This window comes from Rhodococcus tibetensis (assembly GCF_024438035.1).
Classification (GTDB): Bacteria; Actinomycetota; Actinomycetes; order Mycobacteriales; family Mycobacteriaceae; genus Rhodococcus_F; species Rhodococcus_F tibetensis.
The window spans coordinates 1-26,723 of record NZ_JANFQF010000007.1 but is presented as its reverse complement, the minus strand read 5'-3'; the positions used below and the strand labels follow the sequence as shown (position 1 = coordinate 26,723).

Genomic DNA, 26,723 nt, shown 5'->3' with positions numbered 1-26,723 from the left:
ATCACACGTGCAGCGTTGCCTGGCTGCGTAGGTTGACGCCACCGATCGTGACGGCGCTCGGACCATTGTCGGTGGACTGCAGCTGCGGGAGCTGCGGTGCCGGGAGGGCCGCGATCGCGTCGACGACCTGGCCGAAGGCTGGGTACCGGTCTGCTGCATCCGAGACGGCGGCGGCGATCGGGGTGACGTCCACCGGCGCCGACCAGTTGGTCGGGTGCTCGGCGTTGGAATCCGCCACGAACGCGGATACGGCTGCGGCCGTGGGTGACGAAGGGTCGACCGCGATGCCCGCGGTTCCGGTGGCGTCACCGATTCGCCAGCCGATGGTGCCGACGTATCCCTCGGGGTTGCCGTACTGGCGACCGTTGACGGCCAGCGGAAGCGCACCGATGAGGGTGTCGGCGGCAGCGTTCACCTCGACCACGGGCTTGGGCACGGGAAGCGCGGGGGCGACGGGTGCCTGGTGGGCCTTCGGCATGTCGTCGGGATCGATCCATACCGCAGCCGGCTGGGCTGGGGCTGCCTCGCCGGCTCCTGCGGTGGCGGGCGGCATCGGTGTGGCACCGCTTCCTGCCTGCTCGGGGACGACTGCGGCAGCACCCGGTACGGCCAGGGGCGCTTGTGGGGGAGCGGGCGCGGTCGGGGCCGGAGCCGAGGGTTCCGTGACGCCCGGCTGGGACGTCGTGGGCGGAGTCGACGGGTCCGTCACACCCGGCTGGGACGTGGTGGGCGGAGTCGATGGGTCGGTGACCCCGGGCTGCGACGTCGACGGCGCGGTGGTCGGCGCGGCGTGTGCCGTCGCGGCACCGAGCGCAGCGGCTGCGGACACCGAAAGCGCAGCTGCCAGTGCGTGCATGCGGATTCTCAAGTGGTTACTCCTGATGTCGAGTGGAAGTGAATGCAGACTGGTGCCGCACTCGAGGAAGGAAGGTCGATGCAGATCAGGGGTATCGCGAATGGAGAAGGTGCGCGCAGGCGGCCGGACAGCACGCTGCCGCTGCAGTGAAGAGTGTCACCACCGACAAGGTGGATCTGATGTTCCCCCGATGAAAAAATCCGGTTCTGCCGACCGCATCACTGCAGCCGTCGTCCACCGCCCCCATGACCGCCCCCGGTTCGTCTCGTCCCCCTACCGCGGGAAAGTACCAGACGGGTTGGCGTTCCTGCGCACCCGGATTGTCGTCAGGCCAGGCCCGCGGCCAGTTTCATCGTCAGATCGCGGGCGGAACGCAGATGCCCGGTCATCGAGATCGACGCCATGGCACGTGATCCGAGGACCAGTCGCCGCGTCACCCGGCGGCGAGCACGGTCGTACTTACGTAGCGACACACGAATGTCATTGTCCGAGAGCAGGAATCGGCCGAGGGTGACCGCATCGACGAGGGCCTCGCAGGCGCCACGCCCGAGATTGGGTGCCATCGCGTGGGCGGCGTCACCGATCAGTGCCGTGTTTCCCGCCACGTATGACGGTAGAGCCGGCGAATCGTAGAGGTCGTGGTGGAGCAGGGCGTCGGGGGTGATCGCGTCGAGAACGGCTCGGACGTCGGCGTGCCAGTCCCCGAACCGCGACCGTAGGTAGTCGAGCCCGTCCTCGGACCCAGTGTCGGTGCGGACGCACGCGAACCAGTTGACAAGGTTCCCCTCGCGCGGTGTGATTCCGAAAAGGGCTCCGGTGTCCCAGGTTTCGCTCACGGTGTCGCGGCGGCCGGGTACCCAGCCGCGCCACGCGGTGGCGCCCGTGTAGACGGGCTCGAATTCGTCACCGAACAAGCGACGGCGTGTGCCGCTGCGCAGGCCGTCCGCGCCGATCACGACGTCGTACTCGGACAACGCGTCCACCGGGGGCGCGGGGGTGTCGAACGAGATCATCCCCTCGGGCAGCGCCCCGGCCAATTCGGCGAGCAGGGACGGCCGCGACAGCAGGTATGCGGTGCGCGCGGTGCTGTCGACCGTGCCGATGACGGACCCGTCCGGCCGCAGGAACGACCCTCGGTGCTGCGGCGTTCCAAGGGTACGGACCCGATCGCCGAGTCCGATCGCGTCGAGCGCGCCGAGGGCCTGGGGCCACATGCCGAGGGCGGTGCCCGACGTGGGCAAACTCTCGGAACGTTCGAAAACCTCGACGTGCCAGCCGGCGCGGAACAGGAAACGGGCGACAGCCAGGCCGCCGATACCGCCACCGAGGACTGCTGCCGAGTGCGCCATGCCTTTCACGCTACTACGTCTGTAGTGAAAAGACTACGGCTGTAGTGTCTCGTGTATGACTGGCAGACGAGAGCAGGTGCTCGACGCGGCGATCGACCTGCTCGGCCGGAAGGGGGTGCGCGCCCTCACACATCGAGCGGTCGACGAATCGGCGGGAATGCCGCAGGGCTCTACCTCCAATTACTTCCGTACCCGCGACGCCCTGCTCGAGGGGATGGTCAACCGACTGGCGGTACGTGACGTACATGACTGGGAGAAATTTGCGGACCTCCGGCCCGAGGGGAGGGAAGCGCTGGTGGAGGCCCTGGCTGGGTTCACCCGCTTCGCCACCGGGCCCGACCGGACGCGCTCGAGCGCCCGCTACGCCCTCTTTGTGGAGGCCTCGGCGGTACCGGCCCTCGGAAAGCTGATCGGCTCCGCTCGGGCAGGACTCGTAGAATGGGGCGCGAGCATGCTGGACCTCGCCGGATCGAGGAATCCAGCCGCCGACGCAGTGGTTGTCACCGACTATCTGGATGGAGTGATCCTGCATCAGCTGACTGTTCCCGACCCCGATTTCGACCCGACTTCCGGAATCAGAGCGGTCCTCCGTGCACTCGCTTAACATGGACTCAGCGTTTTCGGCCGAGGTCTGCCCTCGAGAAAGACCTGTTCAGGCACTGAATAGGCCAACCTAAGTTGTGATTCTTCGGGGGGTCTGAATTATCGTTTTCGTTACACGTTGGACCCACGAAAGTCCGACCCGACCGAAAAGCCACGTCGCCTGGTGCGAGGACCACACCCAGCGTGCTGCAAAGGGCGATAGCCGATCGGTGGTGCCGATCACATCCTGACGGTACTTGCATTGCAAGTTGATGGCCATCAGCGCTGCTGGTCGTCGGTGCATCTTTTGGCATACGAAGGCTAGGTATGAAGCAACTTCCAGGCCCCCAGGGGCTGTATCACCCGGCGAACGAGCACGACTCCTGTGGCGTCGCGTTCGTCGTGGACATGAAGGGCCGCCGCAGCAGGGACATCGTCGAGAAGGCGATCACCGCTCTGGTCAACCTCGAGCACCGTGGTGCCGCGGGCTCCGAACCCAACACGGGTGACGGCGCCGGCATCCTGATTCAGGTTCCGGACGCGTTCTTCCGTGCTGTCGTGGACTTCCCGCTGCCCGCCGCGGGCACCTACGCCACGGGCATCGCGTTCCTGCCGCAGAGCAAGGCCGACGCACAGCGTGCTTCCGACGCCGTCGAGAAGATCGTCGAGAGCGAGGGCCTGAAGGTCCTCGGCTGGCGCGAGGTCGCGACCGACGACTCGTCGCTCGGCGCTCTGGCGCGCGACGCGATGCCGACGTTCCGGCAGATCTTCATCGGCAGCGAAGGCGACGCCCTCACCGGCCTCGACCTCGAGCGCCGGGCCTACGTGGTCCGTAAGCGCACCGAGCATGAACTGGGCAGTGAAGGCGCAGGCAAGGACGGACCGGGTCGCGAGACCGTCTACTTCCCCAGCCTGTCGAGCCAGACCTTCGTCTACAAGGGCATGCTCACCACCCCCCAGCTCAAGGGTTTCTACCTCGACCTGCAGGACGAGCGCGTCGAGTCGGCCCTCGGGCTTGTCCACTCGCGCTTCTCCACCAACACCTTCCCGTCATGGCCGCTGGCTCACCCGTTCCGGCGCGTCGCGCACAACGGTGAGATCAACACCGTCACCGGCAACGAGAACTGGATGCGTGCCCGCGAGGCGCTGATCGACAGCGACGTCTTCGGCGGCCGCGAGAACCTCGAGAAGATCTTCCCGGTCTGCACCAACGGGGCCAGCGACACCGCGCGTTTCGACGAGGTGCTCGAGATGCTCCACCTCGGTGGTCGCAGCCTCCCGCACGCGGTCCTGATGATGATCCCCGAGGCGTGGGAGCATCACGAGAGCATGGATCCCGCACGTCGGGCGTTCTACCAGTACCACTCCACGCTCATGGAGCCGTGGGATGGACCGGCGTCCGTCTGCTTCACCGACGGAACCGTCATCGGGGCGGTCCTCGACCGCAACGGTCTGCGCCCCTCCCGGCTGTGGGTCACCGAAGACGGCCTGGTCGTCATGGCCTCCGAGGTCGGCGTTCTGCCGATCGACCCGGCTACGGTCGTGAAGAAGATCCGGCTCCAGCCCGGCCGCATGTTCCTGGTCGACACCGACCAGGGTCGCATCATCAGCGACGACGAGATCAAGTCGGAGCTTGCCGCCCAGCACCCGTACCAGGAGTGGCTCGACCAGGGTCTGACTCACATGGACGACCTGCCGGACCGCCCGTACACCTACATGTCGCATGAGCGTGTGGTGCTGCGTCAGCAGATGTTCGGGTTCACCAACGAAGAGGTCAACGTCCTCGTCAGGCCCATGGCGGCCTCCGGTGCGGAAGCACTCGGCTCGATGGGTACGGACACCCCGATCGCGGTGCTGTCCTCACGCTCGCGCATGTTGTTCGACTACTTCTCGCAACTCTTCGCGCAGGTCACCAACCCGCCGCTCGACGCCATCCGCGAGGAGGTCGTCACCAGCCTGGGCGGAACGATCGGTCCCGAACACGACCTGCTGCACCCCACCGCGGAGTCCTGCCGGCAGATCTTCCTGCCGCAGCCGATCCTGCACAACGATGACCTGTCGAAGCTCATCCACGTCAACGACGACGGCGGATTCCCGAACTTCCGCAGCGTCATCGTCCGCGGCCTGTACCCGGTGGCCGAGGGGGGCGCGGGTCTGCGCAAGGCCCTCGACGACGTTCGCTACCAGGTCTCCGAGGCCATTGCCGGTGGTGCGCGCATCATCGTCCTGTCCGACCGGGAGTCGAACGAGACGTACGCGCCCATCCCGTCGCTGCTGCTGACGTCGGCCGTGCACCACCACTTGGTGCGGGAGAAGACCCGCACCAAGGTCGGTCTCGTCGTGGAGTCCGGTGACGCCCGCGAGGTGCACCACATGGCGCTCCTGATCGGTTTCGGTGCGGCCGCAGTCAACCCGTACATGGCGTTCGAGACGGTCGACGAGCTGTTCCGCAACAACGAACTGCAGGGACTGAGCCTCGACAAGGCCATCCAGAACTACATCAAGGCCGCGGGCAAGGGTGTGCTCAAGGTGATGTCCAAGATGGGCATCTCGACCCTCGCCTCGTACACCGGTGCTCAGCTGTTCCAGGTGATCGGCCTGTCGCAGGAACTGGTGGACGAGTACTTCACCGGCCTGCAGTCGAGCCTCGGCGGGATCGGTCTCGACGAGATCGCTGCCGACGTCGCGGTCCGCCACTCCAATGCGTACCTGGACCGTCCCGAGGAGCGCGCGCACCGTGAGCTCGAGGTGGGCGGCGAGTACCAGTGGCGTCGTGAGGGCGAATACCACCTGTTCAACCCGGACACGGTGTTCAAGCTGCAGCACTCCACGCGCACCGGGCAGTACGAGGTGTTCAAGGAGTACACGAAGCTGGTCGACGACCAGTCCGAGCGACTCGCAGCGCTGCGCGGTCTCTTCGAGTTCAAGAAGGGCGTGCGCGAGCCCGTCCCGCTGGACGAGGTCGAGCCCGCCACCGAGATCGTCAAGCGCTTCTCGACGGGTGCGATGAGCTACGGCTCCATCTCCGCCGAGGCGCACGAGACCCTCGCCATCGCCATGAACCGCCTCGGCGGTCGTTCCAACTCGGGTGAGGGCGGAGAGCATCCGTCGCGCTTCGAGCCGGACGAGAACGGTGACTGGCGTCGGTCCGCGATCAAGCAGGTCGCGTCGGGACGCTTCGGTGTCACGTCGCACTACCTGACCAACTGCACCGACATCCAGATCAAGATGGCGCAGGGGGCGAAGCCCGGTGAGGGCGGCCAGCTGCCTGCCCACAAGGTGTACCCGTGGGTGGCCGAGGTCCGGCACTCCACACCCGGCGTCGGCCTCATCTCCCCGCCCCCGCACCACGACATCTACTCGATCGAGGATCTCGCACAGCTGATCCACGACCTGAAGAACGCGAACCCGCAGGCTCGGGTTCACGTCAAGCTGGTGTCCGAGGTGGGTGTCGGCACGGTCGCCGCGGGTGTCTCCAAGGCTCACGCGGATGTCGTGCTGATCTCCGGTCACGACGGTGGCACCGGTGCCACCCCACTGACCTCCGTGAAGCACGCCGGCGCTCCCTGGGAGCTCGGCCTCGCCGAGACGCAGCAGACGTTGCTGCTCAACGGCCTGCGCGACCGCATCGTGGTGCAGGTCGACGGACAGCTCAAGACCGGGCGCGACGTCATGGTTGCCGCGCTCCTCGGCGGCGAGGAGTTCGGTTTCGCAACCGCTCCGCTGGTGGTGTCGGGCTGCATCATGATGCGGGTCTGCCACCTCGACACCTGCCCTGTCGGTGTCGCGACGCAGAACCCGGTGCTGCGCAAGCGGTTCACCGGCAAGCCGGAGTTCGTGGAGAATTTCTTCCTCTTCATCGCAGAAGAGGTTCGCGAGCTCATGGCCGAGCTCGGCTTCCGGACTCTCGACGAGGCCGTCGGCCAGGTCGACGTCCTCGACACCACCAAGGCGCTCGAGCACTGGAAGGGCAGCAAGGCCGGCAATCTCGACCTGTCGCCGATCCTGCATCAGGCCGAGTCCGCGTTCATGGATCAGGACCTGTACTGCACCGGCACTCAGGACCACGGGCTCGACAAGGCGCTCGACCAGCAGCTGATCGCGCAGAGTCGTGACGCTTTGGACAAGGGCGCGAAGGTTGCGTTCGAGTCGCCGATCACCAACGTCAACCGGACCGTCGGCACCATGCTCGGCCACGAGGTGACCAAGGCGTACGGCGGCGAGGGCCTGCCCGACAACACGATCGACATCACGTTCACCGGCTCGGCCGGTAACAGCTTCGGTGCATTCGTACCCAAGGGCATGACCCTGCGCCTGCACGGCGACGCCAACGACTTCGTCGGCAAGGGTCTGTCGGGTGGACGCATCGTGGTGCGCCCGCCTCTGGAGACCGCCGCCGGCTTCGTCGCCGAAGACAACATCATCGGCGGAAACGTGATTCTGTTCGGTGCCACCGGCGGTGAGGCTCTGCTGCGCGGCGTTGTGGGCGAGCGGTTCGCGGTACGTAACTCCGGTGCCACCGCGGTGGTCGAGGGAGTCGGCGACCACGGCTGCGAGTACATGACGGGCGGCAAGGTCGTCATCCTCGGTGCGACGGGACGGAACTTCGGTGCCGGCATGTCGGGTGGCGTGGCCTACGTCTTCAACCCCGACAAGGCGTTCGAAGACAACCTCAACACCGAGCTGGTGGATCTCGAGGATCTGACGGGTGACGACTTCACCTGGCTGAAGGCCGCCATCGAGCGTCACCGCGACGAAACCGGTTCGGAGGTTGCCGCGCGCATCCTGTCCGACTGGTCCCAGCAGGTCAATCACTTCGCGAAGGTGATGCCCCGCGATTACAAGAAGGTGCTCTTGGCCATCGAGGCCGCGAAGAAGGATGGAAAGAACGTGGACGAGGCAGTAATGGAGGCAGCTCGTGGCTGATCCAAGCGGCTTTCTGAAGCACCCGTCACGCGAACTGCCCGTTCGCCGTCCGGTGCCGTTGCGTCTGCTCGACTGGAACGAGGTGTACGAGGAGTTCCCGAAGGACACCCTCCGCACCCAGGCCAGCCGGTGCATGGACTGCGGTATTCCGTTCTGCCACAACGGTTGCCCTCTCGGGAACTTGATTCCCGAGTGGAACGACCTGGTGTACCGGGACCGGTGGCACGACGGCATCGAGCGTCTGCACGCCACCAACAACTTCCCGGAGTTCACCGGACGGCTGTGCCCCGCACCCTGTGAGGCGTCGTGCGTCCTGGGCATCAACCAGGACCCTGTCACCATCAAGCAGGTCGAGGTCGAGCTCATCGACCGCGCCTTCGACGAGGGCTGGGTCAAGCCGGTGCACCCGACCCGTTCGACGGGCAAGAAGGTCGCCGTCGTCGGTTCCGGTCCGGCGGGTCTCGCTGCAGCGCAGCAGCTGACGCGCGCCGGGCACATGGTGACCGTGTTCGAGCGGGCCGACCGCATCGGCGGTCTTCTCCGTTACGGCATCCCCGAGTTCAAGATGGAAAAGCGCCACATCGACCGCCGTCTCGACCAGATGGAGGCCGAGGGCACCGTCTTCAAGACGAATGTCGACGTGGGCGTCGACATCACCGCCGACGAGCTGCGCGAGCAGTTCGACGCGGTGGTGCTGGCGGGCGGTGCCACCGCGGCTCGTGACCTGCCGATTCCCGGCCGCGACCTGGACGGCATTCACCAGGCGATGGAGTACCTGCCGATCGCTAACCGTGTGCAGCTGGGCGACCTCGACGAGCCCACCATCACCGCGGAGGGCAAGAAGGTCGTCATCATCGGCGGCGGCGACACCGGCGCGGACTGCCTGGGCACTTCACACCGTCAGGGTGCGGTCAGTGTTCACCAGTTCGAGATCATGCCGCGCCCTCCCGAGACCAGGGCCGAGCAGACCCCGTGGCCGACGTACCCGCTGATGTACCGGGTGGCGTCCGCGCACGAGGAGGGCGGCGAGCGTCTGTTCTCCGTCAACACCGAGAAGTTCGTCGGTGTCGACGGCAAGGTGTCCGCGCTGCACGCCCACGAGGTCGAGATGAAGTCGGGCCGGTTCGAGAAGGTGGAGGGCTCGGATTTCGAGCTCGAGGCCGATCTCGTGCTGCTGGCCATGGGCTTCGTCGGCCCCGAAAAGCCGGGACTGCTCACCGATCTCGGTGTCGACCTCAACGAGCGCGGCAATGTCGCCCGCTCCGCGAAGTGGGCCACCAGCGTCGACGGCGTTTTCGTGGCCGGCGACATGGGACGCGGACAATCGCTCATCGTGTGGGCCATCGCCGAGGGTCGCTCCGCGGCCGCAGCGGTCGATGCCTATCTCGAGGGTGAGACGGCACTGCCGTCTCCGGTCGAGACCACCAGCGCTCCCCAGCGCTAGTTCAGAACGTTATCTACCCGCACCCCGGCGTTATTTTGTGCCGGGGTGCGGGTTTTTGGTGCACGGTTAAGTTTCGCTCGGTAACGTTCATTTACCGATCGTGCATCTTCAGGTCACGTTGGCCTGGCAGCATCGCGTCTGCAGGTCGATGTAGGGGAGAAGAAGAGTTGAGGGCCATGGCATTGAAACGGGTTATCGCATTTTTGACTGCAACGGCTGCAGCGGTAGCCATCCCGGTGGTCTCGGGTGTGGTCGGTACCAGCGCGGTAGCGAACGCAGACCCCTGCCCGAGCCTGTACGTGGTGGCAATTCCAGGAACGTGGGAGACGTCCACCAAGGACAACGTCCGGCCCACGCCGGGGCTGCTGTCGGCGGTAACGAACGGGTTACCGTCGAATATCCGCACCGACTACGTGACCTACGCCGCCACGGCATTCCCGTGGGAGGGGGATGTGTACGGGCGCTCGAAGGCTCAGGCGGTAGAGAACGCTCGCGGAATGCTCGTCAACATGTCTCAGCAGTGCGCCGGAACCAAGCTTGCGCTCATCGGGTACAGCCAGGGCGCCGATGCCGCGGGTGATCTCGCGGCCGAGATCGGTACGGGCCTCGGCCCCGTGCCTGCCGACAAGATCGCTGCGGTCGGGCTCGTGTCCGATCCGCGCCGTTCGCCCACCGATGCTCTTGTCGGGCCTCCGGTTGCCGGCGGCGGCGCCGGCGGACCCCGCATCGGTGGCTTCGGCTGGGTCAGCCAGAACACCCGGACTTTCTGCGCGTACGGCGACCTGTACTGCTCCACCCCGAAGGAAGACTTCGTGACTCGGCTCGCCGGGTTCCTCGCGCAGACGTCGGACCCGTCGCCGTCCCTGTACGGCCGGTACCAGGCGGAGGCCGAGGCGATCTGGCGTGACCTCCTCGCCGCCGGTGGTGTCCCCACGCTGATGTCTCAGTTGGACGAGTCGGCCAACCAGAGGCGGATCGACGAACTCGAGCAGTTCTACAAGTCGCAGGCGCACCAGGACTACACCCGGTACGCGGTCGACGGTGCAGGTACGTCGGCCACCACCTGGCTCCGGAACTGGTTGCGCGACGTAGCGTAGATCGAGTCGGCGGGCGGCAGGGGAAGATCATCCGATGACCGATACCCCTGCCGCGCCTGGCTACGACGCATTCGTGCCCGTTCGGTGGTCCGATATGGACGCCTTCCAGCACATCAACCACGCCCGAATGGTGACGTTGCTCGAAGAGGCGAGAATCGACTGGTTGCTCAGCGAGGGTGCCGAGAACTCGTCGCTCATCACCAGTGCGTTCATCGCTGACATCCACGTGAAGTATCGGGCTCAGCTGACGCATTCCGACAGTCCTCTGCGGATCACCATGTGGATCGCGAAGCACCGGGCCGTCGACTTCACCATCGGCTACGAGGTCAGGGGTGCGCGCGCCGGTCGCACCGATCCGCCCGCCGTCACCGCCACCACACAGATGGCCGTCGCGGATGTCGATGCTCGGCGGCTCCGCCGCATCACCGCCGCGGAGCGCGAGTACCTCACCCGCTGGTCCCGTGCCTGAGTGCGAAAGGCGCTCCCACAGGTCTCCCGACTTACCTGCGGAGGTCGTCGGGGGCCGGTAGGGGACTGTCGGGGTCCAGTATCGTGCCGTGCCGTCGCATCGTGGTGTCGACCAGAGCCCACGCCCAATCGGCCAGCTGTTCGGTGAGTGCGCCGGCATCGGTGTCGCCCGGTCGTTCGATCCATTCCGCGGATACGGATTCGACGACCCCGATCAGTGCGTTGGCCAGCGGTGTCGCGGTCGCGGGGGCGCCGAGGGCGTCCAGGTAGGGGTGCAGCATGTCGGAGACCGACGTGGTGATCGCCCGCCGCACCTCGTCGGCGGCCGGGGAGAACGACATCAGGTACCGGTACAGGTTGGCGTGTTCGGTGAGCCAGGTGAGGTGGGCCCGTGCGGCGCGGGTGAGGATGGCGTGCGGTGCGCCGTCGGTGGTGATGACGGGCGCGTATTCGAGGAGCATCATGGCGGCGACCCGCCGCGCGACGGCGTTCTTGAGGTCGGTGCTGTCGTCGAAGTGCCGGTAGATGCGGGTCCGCGCAACCGCGGCGTAGACGGCCATCGTCGCGACCGAGACGTCGGGCCCTTCCTCCTTGATCGCGACGAGTGCCCGGTCGACGAATTCCGAACGACGCTTCTCGCGTTGACCGCGCCAACGGGCAGCGCGCCCGTCACCGGCGTCTTGCTGGGGTTTCGTCATCGAATCGCATCGTAGTCTTCCCTCTCGTGGCGTTTCCGTATACCGTCGACATTATGGGGTACATCGATGTACCACACACTCTCCGCCTCGGACGTCGACACGTTGGGATTTCCGTTTTGTCCATACAGCTCTGCCTGTCCGACCCCCGCAGCTCCGGGCATTCGATGATCCGGTTGCGCAGCACCACGGTGATCGTCGTTCCGCCCCCGATGGCCTTCGAGTACCTCGGTGATCCGGAAACCGTGCTCGGTTCGATAACACTGCCGTCGCGCGCCCGGGTCGCTTCGTCGGAGCCGGGTCGCCGACTCGTCGTGGACGCCGATCACGGCGTGCACGGATCGGTCTGGACATTCGATGCGCTGAGCCCCGACGAAACGGAACTCACCGTCGACTTCCGCTACCACTCTCCCGGCCGACGGACCGGACAGCTGTTCGGTGGTGTGGCTGCACCGGTGGTGTGGCAGGCGCTGCGACGCGCACAGGTCACGTTGAAGGACCGGATCGAAACCCTCTACCACGAGCCCGCCGACCCCGCCTGAACACCGCGACCATCAGCCGAGGTCGAAACGCGCGCCGAGCCGCATGCTGCCGGGCGCCAGCCGGCTCAACGCGCGACCGAACTTGGCCTCGGGTGTCACCGGTACGACGGCCTTGTTGGACCTGACGGCTCTCACGATGTGTGTGGCCACCCGATCGGGGGTGAATCCACGCTTGCGGTAGAACCTGTCGGCTCTCGCCCGCATCTTTTCCTGTTCTTCGGGGGTGGTCGCGGCGAAGTCGGTGGACTTGACGATGTTGGTATGGACGATCCCGGGGCAGATGGTGCTGACGCCGATGCCGTGGTCCACCAATTCGGCGCGGAGACAGTCCGACAACATGTAGACGGCCGCTTTGCTGGTGGCGTATGCGGTGAGTCGTTTCTGCGGTGTGAAGGCCGCCGCCGAGGACAGATTCACGATGTGCCCACCCGTTCCGCGTTCGATCATCTGCTGCGCGAAGACACGGCAGCCGTACACGACTCCCCAGAAGTTGACGTCCATGACGCGCTCGAATTCGCGCTGCTGGGTCGCGGTGAAGGTGCCCGAGTATCCGATTCCGGCATTGTTGACCACCACGTCGGGGGTGCCGTGTTGCGTTTGCACCTCCTCGGCGAACCGTCGCATCTCGTCTTCCACTGCCACATTCACCTGGTAGGCATGGGAGCCACCGCCGAAGATGGCGACAGCGCCGCCTCCTTTCATCTGCGCCGAGTTGATGAGGTCCGCTGTGTGCTGCGCCGACTCGAGGTCGAGGTCACCGACCACGACGACGGCACCTTGGGCGGCGAACGCGAGGGCGGTTTCGCGGCCGATTCCGCTGCCGCCACCCGTGACGACGACGAGTATGCCGTCGAGATCACGCAGTCGGCGGTGCTTGCGCGAACCGATTCGCCATCCTTTGACCTCACTCAGAAGATTCATGGAACCATCTTGTCCGAGTACCGTCGATCGTGTGCTGATCTGGTACGTCAGTTATGGGTCGAACATGGCGACGACTCGTCTCGCCTGTTACTTGCGCGGTGGATGCCCACCCGGCGGCAACCACTTCCATCTGGGTGCGCGGGATGCCAGCGAACCACGCGAATCGATTCCGGTGGTGATTCCCGGCTCGGTGTTCTTCGCGGGGGAGTCGCGGATCTGGGGCGGCGGGCGCGCTTTCTACGATCCGGACGCACCCGGCACGGTCGCGGCCCGTGCCTTCCTCGTGACGCAGGAACAGTTCGAGGACATCCACGCCCAGGAGCCGGCCTGTTACGACCGGCTGGTTCCCCTCGGTTCGCGGGACGGCGTCGTCATGTGCACGTTCACCACCCGCGCCCGCGGCGACGTGGTCACCCGGAACCCGCCCGCCCCCGCCTATCTCGCGACCATCGCGGACGGCCTTCGGGAGGGTCACGGCTGGGACGATCCGCGCGTCGAGGACTATTTGACGCGGCTACGGGTTTCCTAGGTACCGCAAGTGTGCTTACGTGAGACAGGCCACATCCGGTGGCCGTCACGAAAGGGAGTCGATGTCCGATCTGTATGTCGTAGCGACCATTCCTGCCAAGCCCGGCTCCGAGGACACGGTGCGCGAGGGTCTGTCTTCGCTGGCGGCGGAGAGCCGTAAGGAGGAGGGCTGTGTGTCCTACGAGTTGTTCGAGTCGGCCGCGCAACCCGGAACCTTCGTCACCGTCGAGGTGTGGGCGAACCAGGAGGCCGTCGACGCGCACATGAAGTCGCCGCACTTCCAGTCCGCTGTCGCTGTTTTCGGTGAACATCTCGCCGGCGCACCCGCGATTCATCCGCTGAAGCCGGTGTCCTAGAGTCTGTTCCGTGGCCACAGCCCTGACCAGGGTTGTTCCCGTATTCGTGGGGGCGTCATCGTGAGCGCGATTCCACTGCGACGACCGCCCCGCCGTGTACAACGAGGCGGCCGCCGGGGAGCCGTGGTCACGGACTGTGGACTGGTTCGACACCCACCTGCGGGTCAGCAGCGGCGGTAACGGCTGACCGCGGCCCCGCTCGGGTACCACTTCCGGTCGGCGAGCTCGAAGGCGGTCGGTTCGAAGCCCGTGTCGAACATGGGCGTTCCGTGCCCGGCTACCACGGGGTAGTGCTTGATCACCAGTTCGTCGATCTCCGGGAGCAGAGCGCCCGCGAGTTTTCCGCCTCCTGCGAGCCAGATGCCGAACGTGCTGTCCTCGGCCTTGAGTTGCCGGACCTTCGCGATTGGTTCGGTAATCACCTCGACGGCGGGGTCGGGACTGCCGCCGAGCGTCCGGGAGACGACGTACTGACGCAGGTGCGCGTACGGACTGGTGATCCCGGCTGCGAGCGCCGGCTCGTACGTCGAGCGGCCCTGAATCACCGTGTCGAAGTGCTTGTTGGCCGCGTCGACTGCGAACTGCTCCCGTAGGTGTGTCGGGATCGTTTCCGGGTAATCCTGCGCCATGAAACCGAGGATGTCATCGAGCATCGGAAATAAGCTGACGTCGCCGTCCGGGGCCGCGATGAAGCCGTCGATGGTGATGCCGACGAAATAGGTGAGTGCGCGCATCGTGTCCTTACTGCGATAGCTGTCGAGGGGCGGTCACATGGTAGTTCCGAACATCCCTGCCCGGATCCGTTGTGCGGTCGATCGGTTGAGGGTGAATCCGTCCGATCGGATCCTAGAGGTGGGATGTGGACCCGGCGTGGCAGTTTCGCTCGTGGCCGAGAAACTGGTCGACGGGCGGATCACGGCAATCGACCGGTCCGACACCGCGATAGCACGGGCCGAGCAGCGTAACGACACCTATTCGGGGAATCGCAGCGTGGAATTTCAGAATACCGAACTGGCCGGGTTTCGCTGTGCCGATGCGTCGTTCGACAAGGCGTTCGCCGTCAACGTCAATGTCTTCTGGACGCGCGACGCGACAGCGGAAGTTCGCATTCTGTGGGAGGCACTGCGCCCCGGCGGCGTCTTGCATCTCGTCTACGAGGGCACCGAATCGGTCCACGACGAAGCGAAGTCGCAACGCATCGTAGACGCAGTGACACAGGCATTGCGCCGGGAGGGTTTCGAGGTAGACGTGGATGCGGGAAATGCGCTGTGCATCACAGGGGTGAAGCCGACCTGACCTGCGAACCTCCCTCTACCTCAGCGCAGCTCGTGACCGAACCGTTATAGTCGGTCCCATGACTTCGGTTCTGGGTGTGTCGGTGGGTGCCAGCGCTGTGCGCTTTGCGTGCCGCGACGCAGCCGACTCGGCCGACGCGACCGGGCCGATCTTCCGGTCGACGTCGGTGGTCGCGACCCTCGAACGCCCCGAGGACGTGGCCGCCGAGTCCATCGGATCGGCGTTGGGAGACGGCGAGGACCTGGGACAGGTACAGGCCATCGGTGTCGCCTACCAGGACGAGGCCCAGGCCGACGCCGTGGAGGCGGCCATGGCCCGGGAGCACATCGGCAACGTCCATCTCGTGCCTGAAGTGACCGCTGCGCTCGAGATGCTCGAAGTGTTCGGAGACCTCGGGGATCACTCGACGCTGGTGTTCTACGACCTCGGCAGTTCCGGCCTCACGGTCACAGTCGTCGAACGCTCCACGGGGACGGTGCTCGACAGTGCCCGCACCGACGAGATCAGCGGCGACCTCGTCGACCGCCTGATTCGCGACCAGCAACTGGAACTGCAGCGGATCGCGCAGCCCGCCGACGAGGCTGCTGCGCTGGAACTCGACGCCCGGTGCCGCCACGCGAAGGAGCAGCTCTCCAGCTCGGGCGCGGTGTGCGTGCCTGGTGACGGTGGCCTGCTGCTGCTGTCGCAGGACACATTCGAGTCGCTCATCCAGGGACCTGTCGAGACATCCGCTCGGATCACTCGCGATGTGATCCGCCGGTCCGGGCGTGCGCCCGACGCCGCGGTCCTCATCGGCGGCGGCGCGCACATTCCGCTCGTCACCTCGGTGATGGAGTCGTGGCTCGACATTCCGGTAGTCGTCCCCGCACAGCCCGAACTTGTGGCGGCCGAGGGCGCGGCCTTGTTGGCCCAGCAGGTGCCCGCCGAGGCGGTCGCGGTGGCCGAGCCCCCGAAGTCCCGCCGTCGCGGCGCCGTCCTCGCAGGCGGAGCCCTCGCCGCGGTGGCCGCACTCGGGCTCGTCCTCGGGGTGGGCGGCGACGTTCTGGAGGGGTCGGAGGAGGATCCGCAGCCGGAAGCGACCGAGCCCGAGATTCCGGCGCCGGTCACCGAGAACGCGGCACCACCGGCATCACCGCCGGCCACCGCCGCCGACCATCCCTCGCCCGTCCCGCCGCAGGCGGAAACGCAGGCGCCTACGGCAGGTGTTGCCGAAACCGAGGCCTACACCCCGTATGTGCGGCCGTCGACCACCGCACAGGCCGAAGGCGGGACTCAAACGGATGTGAGCAGGAACGAGCCGGCGCCGCCCCCGTCCCCGCCGCCGCTCATCCCCGGTCTCCCGCAGATTCAGCTGCCTGTTCTCCCGCCGCCCGCCCCGTTACCCGAGCTACCGCGAATTCCGGGTCTCTAGTTCCTCACCGGCCGTGACTAGCGGCGCAACATGTCCCGGACGTGGCCCGTTTCGTTCACCGATGCCACCCGTCGCTCACCGCTACGCGAGACGAGTACCCGTGTCACCGACACGTACTCGATGGGGAACACGAGGGGACGGCCCAGGCCCAGCAGCTCCTGCAGGTACACGTTGATGACGCCGCCGTGGGCGAATACCGCGACTGTGTCGCGGGAGTCGGACTCCTCGACGACCCGGCCGAGCGCATCGAACACCCGCGTGCGGAAGGCGTCGGCGTCGATCCCAGCGGGAAGTTCGCCCGCCCGGATGCGGGCGAACGCCTCGGGGGCCCGCGCCTCGGCTTCATGGAACGGGATGTAGTGGTCGAGGTCGTAGTCGTACTCGGCCAGCCCCTGGTCCCGCGTGACGGGAAGGTTGAGCGCCTCGGCGAGCGGCGCCGCCGTCTCCAGCGCGCGGCGCTGCGGGCTGCTCACGATCCGGGCGATGCGGTATGGGCCCAGCGCGGCGGGCAACCGCTTGGCCTGCGCCTGCCCGTCTTCGGTCAGGGCAGGATCGGCCCGACCCCCGGACGTCGTCACGAGCTCCGGTAGCGCATGGCGGATCAACAGCAGTTGCACGACTATCAGCTTGCCAGTTCCCTGATCAGTGCCGCGACCTGACCCGGTTGGTCGATCATGGCGTGGTGACGGGCGGGTTGCACGACGCGGAAGGAGGCGCCGAGACGCTCGGCGAAATGTCGTTGGCGCCGAACCCACTCCCACCCCCACGGCGTCCGATGACCGGTGTGTGCGGCGGCCACGAGGATGGGGACCGGCATCGTGACGGCGGCGCGCAAAGCTGCAATTTCCTCGGCGAGGGCCGGATACGACGCGTTCTCGACCAGCGACGACTCCAGGTACACGGGTTCTCGGTAGATCCGGGCCACCCACCGGCGAGTCTCGGGCGTTATCCCACCCGGTGGCGTCGACTGGTTCAGCACTGCTCGAACGGTCGGACCCAGCAGTCGCTGAAGCCCGAGCCGGCTCAACGCTCGAGCCACCCGCCGACCGGTTGCCACCCGCCAGCGGGTCGGAAGCAGGCGGTGGGGGCGAAGCGTGATCGTCGCGTCGAGCAGAATTGCACCCCGCGTGCGCTGCGGAAACAGCCGAGCGAATGCTTCGACGTAGATGCCACCGAGCGAGTGCCCCACCACGACGGCCGGTGCAATGCAGCCGAGCGCGTCGAGTACCGCGACGATCCTTTCCGCTTCACCGCGGGCCGTGGGTGGTGCGGCGGAGGCGGGGCTGAGTCCGTACCCGGGTCGGTCGATCCGGACGACGAGGCAAGAATCGGACAGCAGTTCGACGACGTGATCCCAGTCGAACCAGTTGCCACCGAGACCGCCGTAGAGCACGACGGGCGGCCCGGCGCCGTCCACGACGACGTGCACTCCCGCGAGTATTTCCCCAGGACGTTTCACGTGGAACCATCACTTTTCGCCGTGACGTGAATCACGCTGAGCGCCACGAAAATCAGCCATCCGCAAAAGGCGAGCAACTGGACGCGCTGGCCGAGTCCGAGCCAGGCGTCCTGTTCGCCGCGCAGCCCGGCGGCGGTCAGCGTCCATATCGTGCCCCCGACGAACGCCGTCGCCACGGCCACGCCGGCTATTTTCAACCAGGTCGGCCAGCCGTAGCGGAACGCGGCCAACACGAACGCGAGGGACGACACCACGCCTCCCGTCGAAGCGGACGCGCTGGTCACGGCGTGCAGATCATGGGTGAGCGGCAGGTGTCCGGCGGCTTCACGCGCGGCGCAGACGGGGTCGTTGGTGGCCGCGCAACTCATCGGCAGGCGCGAATCCGCGATGGTCGCGAGCGCGAACATGATCAGCGCGAGCCACCCGACCGTCGTCACCCAGCCCTGCGAGTACCTCGCCGACCCGAGCACCCCGGCCACGGCGACGACGCATCCGGTCACCAGGTCGCCGGTCCGGAACCAGAATCCGTACGGCTGGTCCGCGGCCGCGAGTTCACTCGCGAAACCGCGCAGCGGATCGATGCCGGTGTCCACGACGAATTCCAGCAGCCATGAGGCGTAGCCCACCGCTCCGAGGATCAGGAGCGCTGCGACAGCCACGCGGCCACCGGAAGTCACTGCTTCGGCTTGGCCAACGGAAACGCGAGGGTTTCCCGGATGCTGCCGCCGGTGATGAGCATGACCACGCGGTCGACGCCCACGCCGAGTCCACCGGTCGGGGGCATGGCGTGTTCGAGCGCCTGCAGGAAGTCCTCGTCGAGTTCCATGGCCTCCTCGTCGCCACCGGCCGCGAGCATCGACTGCTCGGTGAGGCGGTTCCGCTGGTCGACCGGGTCGGTGAGTTCGCTGTATGCGGTGCCGAGTTCAACACCCCAGGCCACCAGGTCCCACTTGGCCGCGACTCCGGGAATGGTGGGATGCGGACGCGTGAGCGGCGACATCGACGTGGGGAAGTTGGTGTAGAAGGTGGGGAACTCGGTGTAATCCTCCACGAGATGCTCGTACATCTCCTGGGCCACGGCGCCGGCATCCCACGTCGACTGGTACGGAATGTCGTGGTCGTCGCACAACCGTTGCAGATCCACGAGCGGGGTCTCGGGGGAGACGTCGACACCGAGTTTCTCGGCCACGGCCTGATGCATCGTCTTCACGGGCCATTCCCCGGAGATGTCAATCTCCACCATGGTGCCGTCGGGACCCGGGCGCATGATGACTTCCCGTCCGTGGGCCGCGATCGCCGCCGTCTGGATGAGCTGGCGGCACAGCACCATCATCTTCTCGTAGTCGCTGTGTGCCTCGTACGCCTCGAGGATGGTGAATTCGGGATTGTGCTTGAAGTCGACGCCCTCGTTGCGGAAGACGCGGCCTATTTCGAAGACCTTCTCCATTCCTGCGACGCAGAGCCGCTTGAGGTAGAGCTCCGGGGCGATCCGCAGGTACAGATCCAGGTTGTAGGCGTTGATGTGCGTGAGGAAGGGCGCAGCGTTGGCGCCGCCGTGCACCTGCTGGAGGATGGGCGTCTCCACCTCGAGAAAGCCACGCTCACCGAACGAATCACGTAGCGATTTGACGACGGCGCTGCGGGCCTCGAGAAGCCTCCGGGCGTCGGTGTTGATCGTCAGATCCACGTATCGCTGGCGCACCCGGGTTTCCGGATCCGACAGGCCTTTCCACTTGTCAGGGAGTGGGTGCAGGCATTTGCCGGTCATCCGCCAGTCGGCGGCCAGCAATGAGAGCTGGCCCTTACGGCTGCGGCCGATCACGCCGCTGACCTCGATGAGATCGCCGAGGTCGAACTCGGCCGCGAACGCCCGGATTCGCTCGGCGCCCACCCGATCCTCGTCGACGAGAACCTGGAGATCTCCGGACCAGTCCCGGACCGAGGCGAACACCACACCGCCGTAGTCACGAAGGCGGAGTACGCGACCGGCGATGCGGACGGTCGTTCCTTCGGGGGATTCTGCCGCGGCGGTCACCGTGTGGGTGGGCGGATAGGCGACCGGGTAGGGGTCGATGCCCTCCTGAGCGAGCGTCGACAACTTGTCGAGTCGGACCCGAACCTGTTCGGGGCGTTTCGGTCCGATACTCGCCGCCGCAATACCGTTACCGGGGGCGCTGCCGTCCGCATGCAACCCTTCGGCCGCGACCAGACCCGCGGGCACGGCCTCGTGTGTTCCGGTGTGCTTGACGGCGTCGCCCGCTTTGGAACGCCCGAATCTCGGCAACGTGACGAAGCCTTCGGCGACCCCCGACGCGAATCCGACGCGCAGCAATTCCCGGTTGTCCTCGAAGCACAGGTAGCGCGGGACCCATTCGGGTTGGTACTTCACGTTGGAGCGGTACAGGGCCTCGAGTTGCCACCACCGGGAGAAGAACACGAGGATCGACCGCCAGATCCGCAGGATCGGCCCGGCACCGATGCGTGATCCCTCCTCGAATACCGACCGGAACACGGCAAAGTTCAGCGACACCTTGGTGACGCCGAATTGGTCGGAGTTGGTGGCCAATTCGGTCACCATCAACTCCACGACTCCGTTGGGAGAGGTGGGTTTGCGACGCATCAGGTCGAGCGAGACTCCGGTCGGACCCCACGGAACGAGGGACAGAATTCCGACGATGTCGTCGTCCGCGTCGATCGCCTGCACGAGAAGGCAGTCACCGTCGAGGCGGTCACCGAGCCGTCCGAGGGCCATCGAGAAGCCGCGCTCCGTTTCGGTGTCGCGCCAGGCGTCGGCGAGCCGGATCGTTTCGGCCATCTCCTCGGCGGAAACGTCTCGGTGTCTGCGAATGTGGACCGTGACGCCTTGGCGCCGCACACGGGTGACGGCCTGGCGTACCTGTCGCATGTCGCGTCCGCTGAGGTTGAACTCGCGGGTGCGGAGAATGGCCTCGTCGCCGAGTTGCAGCACGGTGAGCCCGGCCTTGGCGTAGGCGGTCGCGCCGGTCTCGCTGGCTCCCATGACGGCGGTGGCCCAACCGTATCGGGACGCGAGCGCTTGCCACGACTCGATCGCATGGGGCCAGGCCTCGGGGTCGCCGATGGGGTCGCCGCTGGCGAGACAGACACCGATTTCGACACGGTAGGTGACGGCCGCCTTGCCGCTGGGAGCGAACACCACAGCCTTGTCGCGGCGGGTGGCGAAGTAGCCGAGGGAGTCGTCGGCGCCGTACTGCAGCAAAAGCCCGCGCAGTGCCGACTCGTCGTTTCCGGTGAGCGCATTGTGGGAGCGCTGGGCGCGAAACAGGGTCACCACGGCGGCCAGCAGGGCGGCGGCCCCGAACAAGCCGAGAAGTGTGTTGACGAAACCGTGTGGCCTGCCGGTGAACTGCTCGTTGTCGACGGCCGCCAGCGCGGTGACCCGGTTGAGGGACCACAGGAAGCGTTCCCCGGGTGGGAGGGTGCCGGGGAAGAGTTCGACCAGCCCCCAGCCGACGAGTGTGCCCACGGTGAGGCCGACGAGCAGCACGCCCAGGGCTTTCCACCCGGCGCCGCGGCGGACGCGGGTGTAGAACTCCGAACGGGCAGCGACCAGAATCCCGATCACTGCGAGTTGCACGGCGGCCGCGACTCCGGCGTTCCAATTGCGGTCGGTGATCGCGACCACGATGTTCGCCACCATGAACAGGCCGAGGTACAGCGTGAGCAACCACCAGGCGATGCGCTTGCGGCTGGCGAGCGCGGCGGCAAGTAAACCCACCACCAGGGCCCACGACAGACTCGTGTCGGGGGCATCGAAGTAGTAGCTGTCGACGTACTCGCGTGGCACGTGCACGTAGTAGCGCAGGACCGGCGAGAGACTCCAGAGGAACACCAGCACCGAGAAGACACCCAGAATCAGGCCCGCAAGGTGCGGAACCTGATGCAGGCGGCGGTTCCCGGAGCCCGGGGCGGGACGGGCCCGCGGTGGAGCGGGGACAACCTCGGACGTGGTCTCGGTGCTAGCTGACATCGAGCGATCCTTCCCGGCACGAGATGCGTACTGATCACTGCGCACAGGTGTGCTGTGTCCTAGTGTGATGCGTCGGACCGCGGTTCGTGGTGAAGAGGGAAGATAGAGGCATGTCCGACATTCACGAAGCCGTGCCGATCCGCGACGAGTCCATACGTCTCGGCCAGTTCCTCAAGCTCGCCAACCTCATCGAGTCGGGGGCCGAGGCCAAAGAGGTGATCGCTGACGGTCTGGTGTCGGTGAACGGCGAAGTCGAGGTGCGCCGCGGCCGGCAGCTCCGCGACGGTGACGTCGTCGAAATCGGGGGGATGACGGCGCAGGTGAGTTCTCAGGCCTGAAGCCGTGCGGAGTCGGCCGCGAACCGCTGCAGGAAGGTCGCTTCGGCGACGGCAAGCTTCTCGATCTCGCCCGGATCGACGCTTTCGTCGGGCGCGTGGATGTGGCTCCGTGGTTCCTCCACACCGATCAGGGCGATCTCGGCGTTCGGGATCATGTCGGCGAAGACGTTGCACAAGGGAATCGAGCCGCCTTGTCCGACGGATCCCATCGGCTTGGCGAAAGCCTCTTCCATCGCCTCGCGGAGGGCAACGTAGCCGGGGCCGTCGGTCGTTGCCCGGAACGGTGAGCCCACCGCTTCCCGTTCCACCGTCACTCGCGCACCCCACGGCGCAGCGTTCTCGAGGTGCGTGACCAGCGCATCCTGCGCTTCGAGGGGATCCATTCCGGGCGGCACCCGCAGGTTCAGCCGGGCCGACGCCCGGGGCGCGATGGCTGCGGCCGAACCGACCACGGGTGGGCAGTCGATGCCGAGCACGGTGAGCGCGGGTCTCGCCCACACCGCGTCGGCGACCGAGCCCGTGCCCGCGAGGCCGACCCCGTCCAGGACGCCGGCGTCGGTACGGAACCGCTCGGCAGGGTAGTCCACACCCGTCCAGGTCTGGTCGGACACCAACCCGTCGACCACGGTGTTTCCGTCCCGGTCGCGCAGCGTCGACAGCATCTGCACGAGAGCCGCTACCGCGTCGGGGGCGGGACCGCCGAACATCCCCGAATGCACCTCACCGGCCAGCGTCTCCACGTGCACGACGACGTTCGCGATTCCCCGCAGGGTGGTGGTGACGGTGGGATTCCCGGCTTCGGAGTTGCCCGTGTCGGCGATGAGGATCATGTCGGCGTCGAACAATTCCGGTTGCGCTGCGACGAGGTTCTCCAGCCCACCGGTGCCCATTTCCTCGGAGCCTTCGGCAACGATGCGGATGCCGACCGGGAAGGGACTGCCGAGTGCCCGCAGCGCCAGCAGGTGCATGACGAGGTTTCCCTTGCAATCCGCGGCGCCGCGCCCGTACCAGCGGCCACCACGTTCGGTGAGTGTGAACGGGTCACTGTGCCAGAGCGTCTCGTCGCCGGGCGGCTGAACATCGTAGTGGCAGTACAGCAGTACGGTGGGGGCGCCCGGAGGTGCCGGCTCGTGGCCCACCACGGCGAGGGATCCGTCGGAGGTTTCCAGGAGGTCGACGGACCCCACCGCGGCCTCGAGGAACGCGTCCCTCACCCATTCGGCCGCGCGGCGGCACTCCTCGGGTGGAAACTGTCGTGGATCGGCTACCGAACGTAGGGCGACGAGCGCCGCGAGCTCGTTCCTGGCCGTGGGCATCAGTTCCGCGACCTTGGTACGAATGTCGTCCGACATCAACGCCTCCTCGGGGACGGGTCTCTACGTCAGGGCCGGCCACTCGCGCGACCAGCGGCCGGTCAGCGTACGACGACACCGTCCTGATCGCTGTACACCGTCTCGCCGGGGTTGAACGTCACTCCGCCGATTTCGAGAGGAACGTTCTTCTCGCCGGAGCCGGTCTGCGTGCTCTTGCGGGGATTGGTGCCCAGCGCCTTGACGCCGATGTCGAGGGTCTTCAGGATGGCCGAGTCGCGGACCGCTCCATTGACGATCACCCCGGCCCAGCCGTTGTCGACGCCGCGGCTGGCGATGATGTCGCCGACCAGTGCCGTGTGAATGCTGGCAGCGCCGTCGACGACCAGCACTCCACCGTTGCCCGGCTCGCTCAGCGTCTGCTTGACCAGCAGGTTGTCCTGGAAGCACTTGATGGTGGTGATGGGGCCGGAGAACACTTCACGGCCGCCGAACTGGATGAACTGCGTGTCGCAGCTCCGGATGTCGGGTCCGATCTCGTCTGCCAGGTCTGCGGTTGCCACGGGTTCAGTCATAGGCGTCAGGATAGTGGGACACCCCTGAGACAATGCGTGCCATGACCATCGCAGTGACAGGCGCCACCGGCTCCATCGGCGGCAACGTACTTCAGAGGCTCGGAGGCGGTGCCGGTGTCCGGCTGATCGGGCGGAACGCACAGCGACTCGAACCCCTGGCCGAGCATTTCGACTCGGCGTTCGCGGTCGCCACGTATGCCGACGGTCCGGCGATGACGGCCGCGCTGGACGGCGTCCGGTTGCTGTTCTTCGTCTCGGGTCACGAGAGCGCCACCAGGCGCGAGGAGCACCGCACCGCCGTGGACGCCGCCCGTGCCGCCGGGGTGGAGCGGATCGTCTACCTGTCGTTTCTGGGCGCGGCGCCCGAGTGCACGTTCACGTTCGGGCGCGACCACTACTTCACGGAGCAGCACATCCGGGAGAGCGGGCTGAAGTACACGTTCCTGCAGGACAGCTGGTATCAGTCGATGATTCCGCTGATGGCCGACGACCAGGGCGTCATCCGGGGTCCCGCTGAGGACGGCCGGGTGAGCGCGGTGGCGCCCGACGACGTCGCCGACGCCGTGACGGCGGTACTCACCACCGGCAACGGCGACCACGACGGCGCCACCTACCGGCTGACCGGACCGGAAGCGTTCACCCTCACGGAGGCCGCGGAGACGATCACGACGGTGACCGGACGTTCGGTGCGCTTCCAGAACGAGACTCTCGACGAGGCCTACGCCTCCCGCGCTCACTACGGAGCACCGCAGTTCGAGGTCGACGGATGGGTCACCTCGTACGCGGCAATCGCCGCGGGCGAATTGGCCGTGGTGACGGGGGACGTCGAGACGCTCACCGGGCGGCCGGCGCAGACCTTCGCAGACTATCTGAACAGCTACACTTGACCCGTCCTGGCATAGCGAGCGGTAGATAGGTCTCTGATGGTCAGCTCATCCAAGGGTGCGACGCCCACCGTAGTCGGCAACGCAGCAGACTGGCGCCGCCTCGAACCCACGAAGTTGACGCCCATACTCAGCGCCTCCCTCGACGCGTTCTACGAACACGGTTTCCACGGCACCTCGGTGCGCGACATCGCCCGCCGAGTCGGTGTCACGGTACCCGCTCTCTATTACCACCACGAGAACAAGGAAGCCGTCCTCCTCGCGCTCCTGGAACTTTCCACCAGCGACGTTCTGGAGCGGGCGCACGCCGCGAGTGCCGACGGCGGCGACGATCCCGTGCAGCGACTCGCCAATGTCATCGAGGCGATCGTGCTGCGGATGACCATGCGATCCCGTCTGGCGGCGCTCGAGAGCGAGGTGCGATACCTGAGCCCGGAGAACCGGCAGCGTTACCGCACGGTCCGCAAGGGTGTCGAGGAATTGGTTCTCGAGATCGTCAAGGATGGCAAGAAGCGGGAGCTGTTCGACGTGGCGGACGCCGCTGAGACGACGCGGGCGCTACTCGGCATGTGCCAGTCTATTCCGCGCTGGTATCACGCCGAGGGCAAACTGACCCCGGACGCCGTGGCCCGCAAGTATGTCGAGATCGCCATGAAGACTGTCGGATCCACCGTGGCGCCCGCCAAACCGAAGCGCAGGCGCACCGCCGGAGTGTGACCGGCGGTGCCCCCGGCTTCGGGGCGGAACCGGTTATGAACCCAGACTCGGGCCTTCGACGACGTCGAACTCCGTTGTCGTGGTCGCCGGGTCGCCGTTCGGCGGGTCGAAGGTGAATTCGGCGACGTAACGGCCGGCCTCGTGGACGCGGGTTGCGATCGTGGCGCCGCCGAGCGTGAGGGGAAGCGTTCTGGGCGTCACGTCACCGTCCGGTTCCGTGAGTTCGAGTAGGACCGGTGTGGTGCCGTCCTCGCCGGCCGGTGTCGGCGTCACCAGCACGCCGAGTGTCACCAGGTTGTTCGCGTAGACGGTACCGATCGGAGGCAGAACACGAATCTGATAGGTGGTGGCGGCGGTTGCTGTGGGAGCCAGCGCCAGCGAAGCTGCTCCGGCCAATGCGGCGATGGTCAAGGTCCCTCGCGAGAAGTTCATGCACGATCCCTTCCTGTCGACGGCGTCTACGACGAGTCGACGGAAGAAATGCCGGGCTCCGCGAATCTCGTTCGTGGTGACAACCGTTCATTCGTGGGCGGCCGAGGTCGGCCGATGCCTGACGTCGAGTGGCTCAGACGGCAGTCACGTTACGGCAGGGAGGCGGTGAGTCGGCGGAACCTCCATCGCGTGTTCGAGAACAGTTCGACCCCAGGGGTTTCCGGTCCGACGCCCTCGAAAACTGTTGCAGATGCGGTGGTGTCCGCACTCTTTAGACTCGAAGTGCGCCGCACTGGGTCCGTTTCGGGGGCAGGGCCCATTTTCTCGCCCTCGAACCCGCTCGGGTTCCTGCGGAAGGTGCGAAGCCCGCGGACGGCGGCCGTTGTTCACGGCCGCCGTCCGTACTCACAGCTATTTGAGTTCGGCGAGGACGGTGCCTTGGGTGATGGCGGCGCCGGGTTCGACGGCCAGGCCGGTGACGGTGCCGGCTTTGTGGGCGTTGACGGGGTTTTCCATTTTCATGGCCTC

The 26,723-nt window shown here is 66.6% G+C and carries 26 protein-coding genes; 13 read left to right on the top strand and 13 right to left on the bottom strand.

The features are described from left to right. Window position 1: 1 nt before the first annotated feature. Both NOF53_RS09900 and NOF53_RS09895 read right to left on the bottom strand, forming a co-directional pair. Entirely contained in the window at window positions 2–856 is an 855-nt protein-coding gene (locus NOF53_RS09900; protein WP_255967787.1) for a glycoprotein, read from the bottom strand. Between the two features lie 326 nt (window positions 857–1,182). Next, window positions 1,183–2,205 carry an FAD-dependent monooxygenase gene (locus NOF53_RS09895; RefSeq protein ID WP_255967785.1) on the bottom strand — a complete coding sequence of 341 codons (1,023 nt, stop codon included), beginning with the start codon at window positions 2,203–2,205 and terminating at the stop codon, window positions 1,183–1,185. Between the two features lie 55 nt (window positions 2,206–2,260). On the opposite strand from NOF53_RS09895, the gene NOF53_RS09890 reads away from it, so the two are divergent. The 5 genes from NOF53_RS09890 to NOF53_RS09870 all read left to right on the top strand — a co-directional run bounded on the left by NOF53_RS09890 (window position 2,261) and on the right by NOF53_RS09870 (window position 10,723). After that, complete coding sequence (locus NOF53_RS09890) at window positions 2,261–2,809, top strand: TetR/AcrR family transcriptional regulator (RefSeq protein ID WP_255967783.1); 549 nt, start codon at window positions 2,261–2,263, stop codon at window positions 2,807–2,809. Window positions 2,810–3,114: 305 nt separating this feature from the next. After that, complete coding sequence (gene gltB / locus NOF53_RS09885; protein ID WP_255967781.1) at window positions 3,115–7,713, top strand: glutamate synthase large subunit; 4,599 nt, start codon at window positions 3,115–3,117, stop codon at window positions 7,711–7,713. Beyond that, entirely contained in the window at window positions 7,706–9,157 is a 1,452-nt protein-coding gene (locus tag NOF53_RS09880) for a glutamate synthase subunit beta (protein ID WP_255967779.1), read from the top strand. The genes gltB and NOF53_RS09880 overlap by 8 nt, the downstream gene beginning before the upstream one ends. Window positions 9,158–9,339: 182 nt before the next feature. After that, complete coding sequence (locus NOF53_RS09875; protein ID WP_255968150.1) at window positions 9,340–10,254, top strand: cutinase family protein; 915 nt, start codon at window positions 9,340–9,342, stop codon at window positions 10,252–10,254. Window positions 10,255–10,288: 34 nt separating this feature from the next. Beyond that, the gene (locus NOF53_RS09870; RefSeq protein ID WP_255967777.1) at window positions 10,289–10,723 is read left to right on the top strand and encodes an acyl-CoA thioesterase; all 435 of its coding nucleotides are present in this window, start codon (window positions 10,289–10,291) and stop codon (window positions 10,721–10,723) included. Between the two features lie 31 nt (window positions 10,724–10,754). Here the strand turns inward: NOF53_RS09870 and NOF53_RS09865 are convergent, their stop codons facing one another. Continuing rightward, window positions 10,755–11,420, bottom strand: a complete 666-nt coding sequence (locus tag NOF53_RS09865) for a TetR/AcrR family transcriptional regulator (protein ID WP_255967775.1) — start codon at window positions 11,418–11,420, stop codon at window positions 10,755–10,757. A 116-nt stretch (window positions 11,421–11,536) separates the two neighbouring features. Here NOF53_RS09865 and NOF53_RS09860 point away from each other — a divergent pair, with 116 nt between their 5' ends. Beyond that, complete coding sequence (locus tag NOF53_RS09860) at window positions 11,537–11,959, top strand: SRPBCC family protein (protein ID WP_255967773.1); 423 nt, start codon at window positions 11,537–11,539, stop codon at window positions 11,957–11,959. 12 nt (window positions 11,960–11,971) lie between these two features. On the opposite strand, the gene NOF53_RS09855 is transcribed toward NOF53_RS09860, so the two are convergent. Beyond that, entirely contained in the window at window positions 11,972–12,880 is a 909-nt protein-coding gene (locus NOF53_RS09855; RefSeq protein WP_255967771.1) for an SDR family NAD(P)-dependent oxidoreductase, read from the bottom strand. A gap of 31 nt (window positions 12,881–12,911) precedes the next feature. On the opposite strand from NOF53_RS09855, the gene NOF53_RS09850 reads away from it, so the two are divergent. After that, entirely contained in the window at window positions 12,912–13,409 is a 498-nt protein-coding gene (locus NOF53_RS09850; RefSeq protein ID WP_255967769.1) for a hypothetical protein, read from the top strand. 61 nt (window positions 13,410–13,470) lie between these two features. After that, on the top strand, window positions 13,471–13,764 hold the full coding sequence (locus NOF53_RS09845) for a putative quinol monooxygenase (protein ID WP_255967768.1): 294 nt from the start codon (window positions 13,471–13,473) through the stop codon (window positions 13,762–13,764). A gap of 164 nt (window positions 13,765–13,928) precedes the next feature. On the opposite strand, the gene NOF53_RS09840 is transcribed toward NOF53_RS09845, so the two are convergent. Continuing rightward, the gene (locus NOF53_RS09840; RefSeq protein WP_255967766.1) at window positions 13,929–14,498 is read right to left on the bottom strand and encodes a dihydrofolate reductase family protein; all 570 of its coding nucleotides are present in this window, start codon (window positions 14,496–14,498) and stop codon (window positions 13,929–13,931) included. 37 nt (window positions 14,499–14,535) lie between these two features. Between NOF53_RS09840 and NOF53_RS09835 the strand changes: the two genes are divergently transcribed. Beyond that, window positions 14,536–15,060 carry a class I SAM-dependent methyltransferase gene (locus NOF53_RS09835; RefSeq protein ID WP_255967765.1) on the top strand — a complete coding sequence of 175 codons (525 nt, stop codon included), beginning with the start codon at window positions 14,536–14,538 and terminating at the stop codon, window positions 15,058–15,060. A 58-nt stretch (window positions 15,061–15,118) separates the two neighbouring features. Next, window positions 15,119–16,471: a DUF7159 family protein gene (locus tag NOF53_RS09830; protein ID WP_255967764.1), complete on the top strand. Its 1,353-nt coding sequence runs from the start codon at window positions 15,119–15,121 to the stop codon at window positions 16,469–16,471. A gap of 17 nt (window positions 16,472–16,488) precedes the next feature. On the opposite strand, the gene NOF53_RS09825 is transcribed toward NOF53_RS09830, so the two are convergent. Genes NOF53_RS09825 through lysX form a run of 4 tightly spaced genes read right to left on the bottom strand, consistent with a single transcriptional unit; the run spans window position 16,489 to window position 21,939 of the window. Then, the gene (locus NOF53_RS09825; RefSeq protein WP_255967763.1) at window positions 16,489–17,088 is read right to left on the bottom strand and encodes a histidine phosphatase family protein; all 600 of its coding nucleotides are present in this window, start codon (window positions 17,086–17,088) and stop codon (window positions 16,489–16,491) included. 5 nt (window positions 17,089–17,093) lie between these two features. After that, the gene (locus NOF53_RS09820) at window positions 17,094–17,912 is read right to left on the bottom strand and encodes an alpha/beta fold hydrolase (RefSeq protein ID WP_308213802.1); all 819 of its coding nucleotides are present in this window, start codon (window positions 17,910–17,912) and stop codon (window positions 17,094–17,096) included. A 14-nt stretch (window positions 17,913–17,926) separates the two neighbouring features. After that, the gene (locus tag NOF53_RS09815; protein ID WP_308213797.1) at window positions 17,927–18,607 is read right to left on the bottom strand and encodes a DUF998 domain-containing protein; all 681 of its coding nucleotides are present in this window, start codon (window positions 18,605–18,607) and stop codon (window positions 17,927–17,929) included. Beyond that, entirely contained in the window at window positions 18,604–21,939 is a 3,336-nt protein-coding gene (gene lysX / locus NOF53_RS09810) for a bifunctional lysylphosphatidylglycerol synthetase/lysine--tRNA ligase LysX (RefSeq protein ID WP_255967758.1), read from the bottom strand. Before lysX ends, NOF53_RS09815 begins: the two co-directional genes overlap by 4 nt. A 110-nt stretch (window positions 21,940–22,049) precedes the next feature. On the opposite strand from lysX, the gene NOF53_RS09805 reads away from it, so the two are divergent. Continuing rightward, window positions 22,050–22,277, top strand: coding sequence for an RNA-binding S4 domain-containing protein (locus NOF53_RS09805; RefSeq protein WP_159918489.1), 228 nt, complete (start codon window positions 22,050–22,052; stop codon window positions 22,275–22,277). Here NOF53_RS09805 and NOF53_RS09800 read toward each other — a convergent pair. Together NOF53_RS09800 and rraA are read right to left on the bottom strand one after the other, a co-directional pair. Next, complete coding sequence (locus NOF53_RS09800; RefSeq protein ID WP_255967755.1) at window positions 22,268–23,629, bottom strand: dipeptidase; 1,362 nt, start codon at window positions 23,627–23,629, stop codon at window positions 22,268–22,270. The two genes, NOF53_RS09805 and NOF53_RS09800, sit on opposite strands and share 10 nt — an antisense overlap. A gap of 62 nt (window positions 23,630–23,691) precedes the next feature. Beyond that, window positions 23,692–24,162: a ribonuclease E activity regulator RraA gene (rraA, locus tag NOF53_RS09795; RefSeq protein WP_255967753.1), complete on the bottom strand. Its 471-nt coding sequence runs from the start codon at window positions 24,160–24,162 to the stop codon at window positions 23,692–23,694. A 41-nt stretch (window positions 24,163–24,203) separates the two neighbouring features. On the opposite strand from rraA, the gene NOF53_RS09790 reads away from it, so the two are divergent. Continuing rightward, window positions 24,204–25,049 (top strand): SDR family oxidoreductase, encoded by an 846-nt coding sequence (locus tag NOF53_RS09790; RefSeq protein ID WP_255967751.1) that lies wholly within the window; start codon window positions 24,204–24,206, stop codon window positions 25,047–25,049. Window positions 25,050–25,085: 36 nt separating this feature from the next. Further along, the gene (locus NOF53_RS09785; protein WP_255967749.1) at window positions 25,086–25,763 is read left to right on the top strand and encodes a TetR/AcrR family transcriptional regulator; all 678 of its coding nucleotides are present in this window, start codon (window positions 25,086–25,088) and stop codon (window positions 25,761–25,763) included. 33 nt (window positions 25,764–25,796) lie between these two features. On the opposite strand, the gene NOF53_RS09780 is transcribed toward NOF53_RS09785, so the two are convergent. Both NOF53_RS09780 and NOF53_RS09775 read right to left on the bottom strand, forming a co-directional pair. After that, window positions 25,797–26,195: a hypothetical protein gene (locus NOF53_RS09780; RefSeq protein WP_255967747.1), complete on the bottom strand. Its 399-nt coding sequence runs from the start codon at window positions 26,193–26,195 to the stop codon at window positions 25,797–25,799. 411 nt (window positions 26,196–26,606) lie between these two features. Further along, window positions 26,607–26,723 (bottom strand): acyl-CoA carboxylase biotin carboxyl carrier protein subunit (locus NOF53_RS09775; protein ID WP_255968149.1); only part of this gene is annotated, 117 nt, incomplete at its 5' end.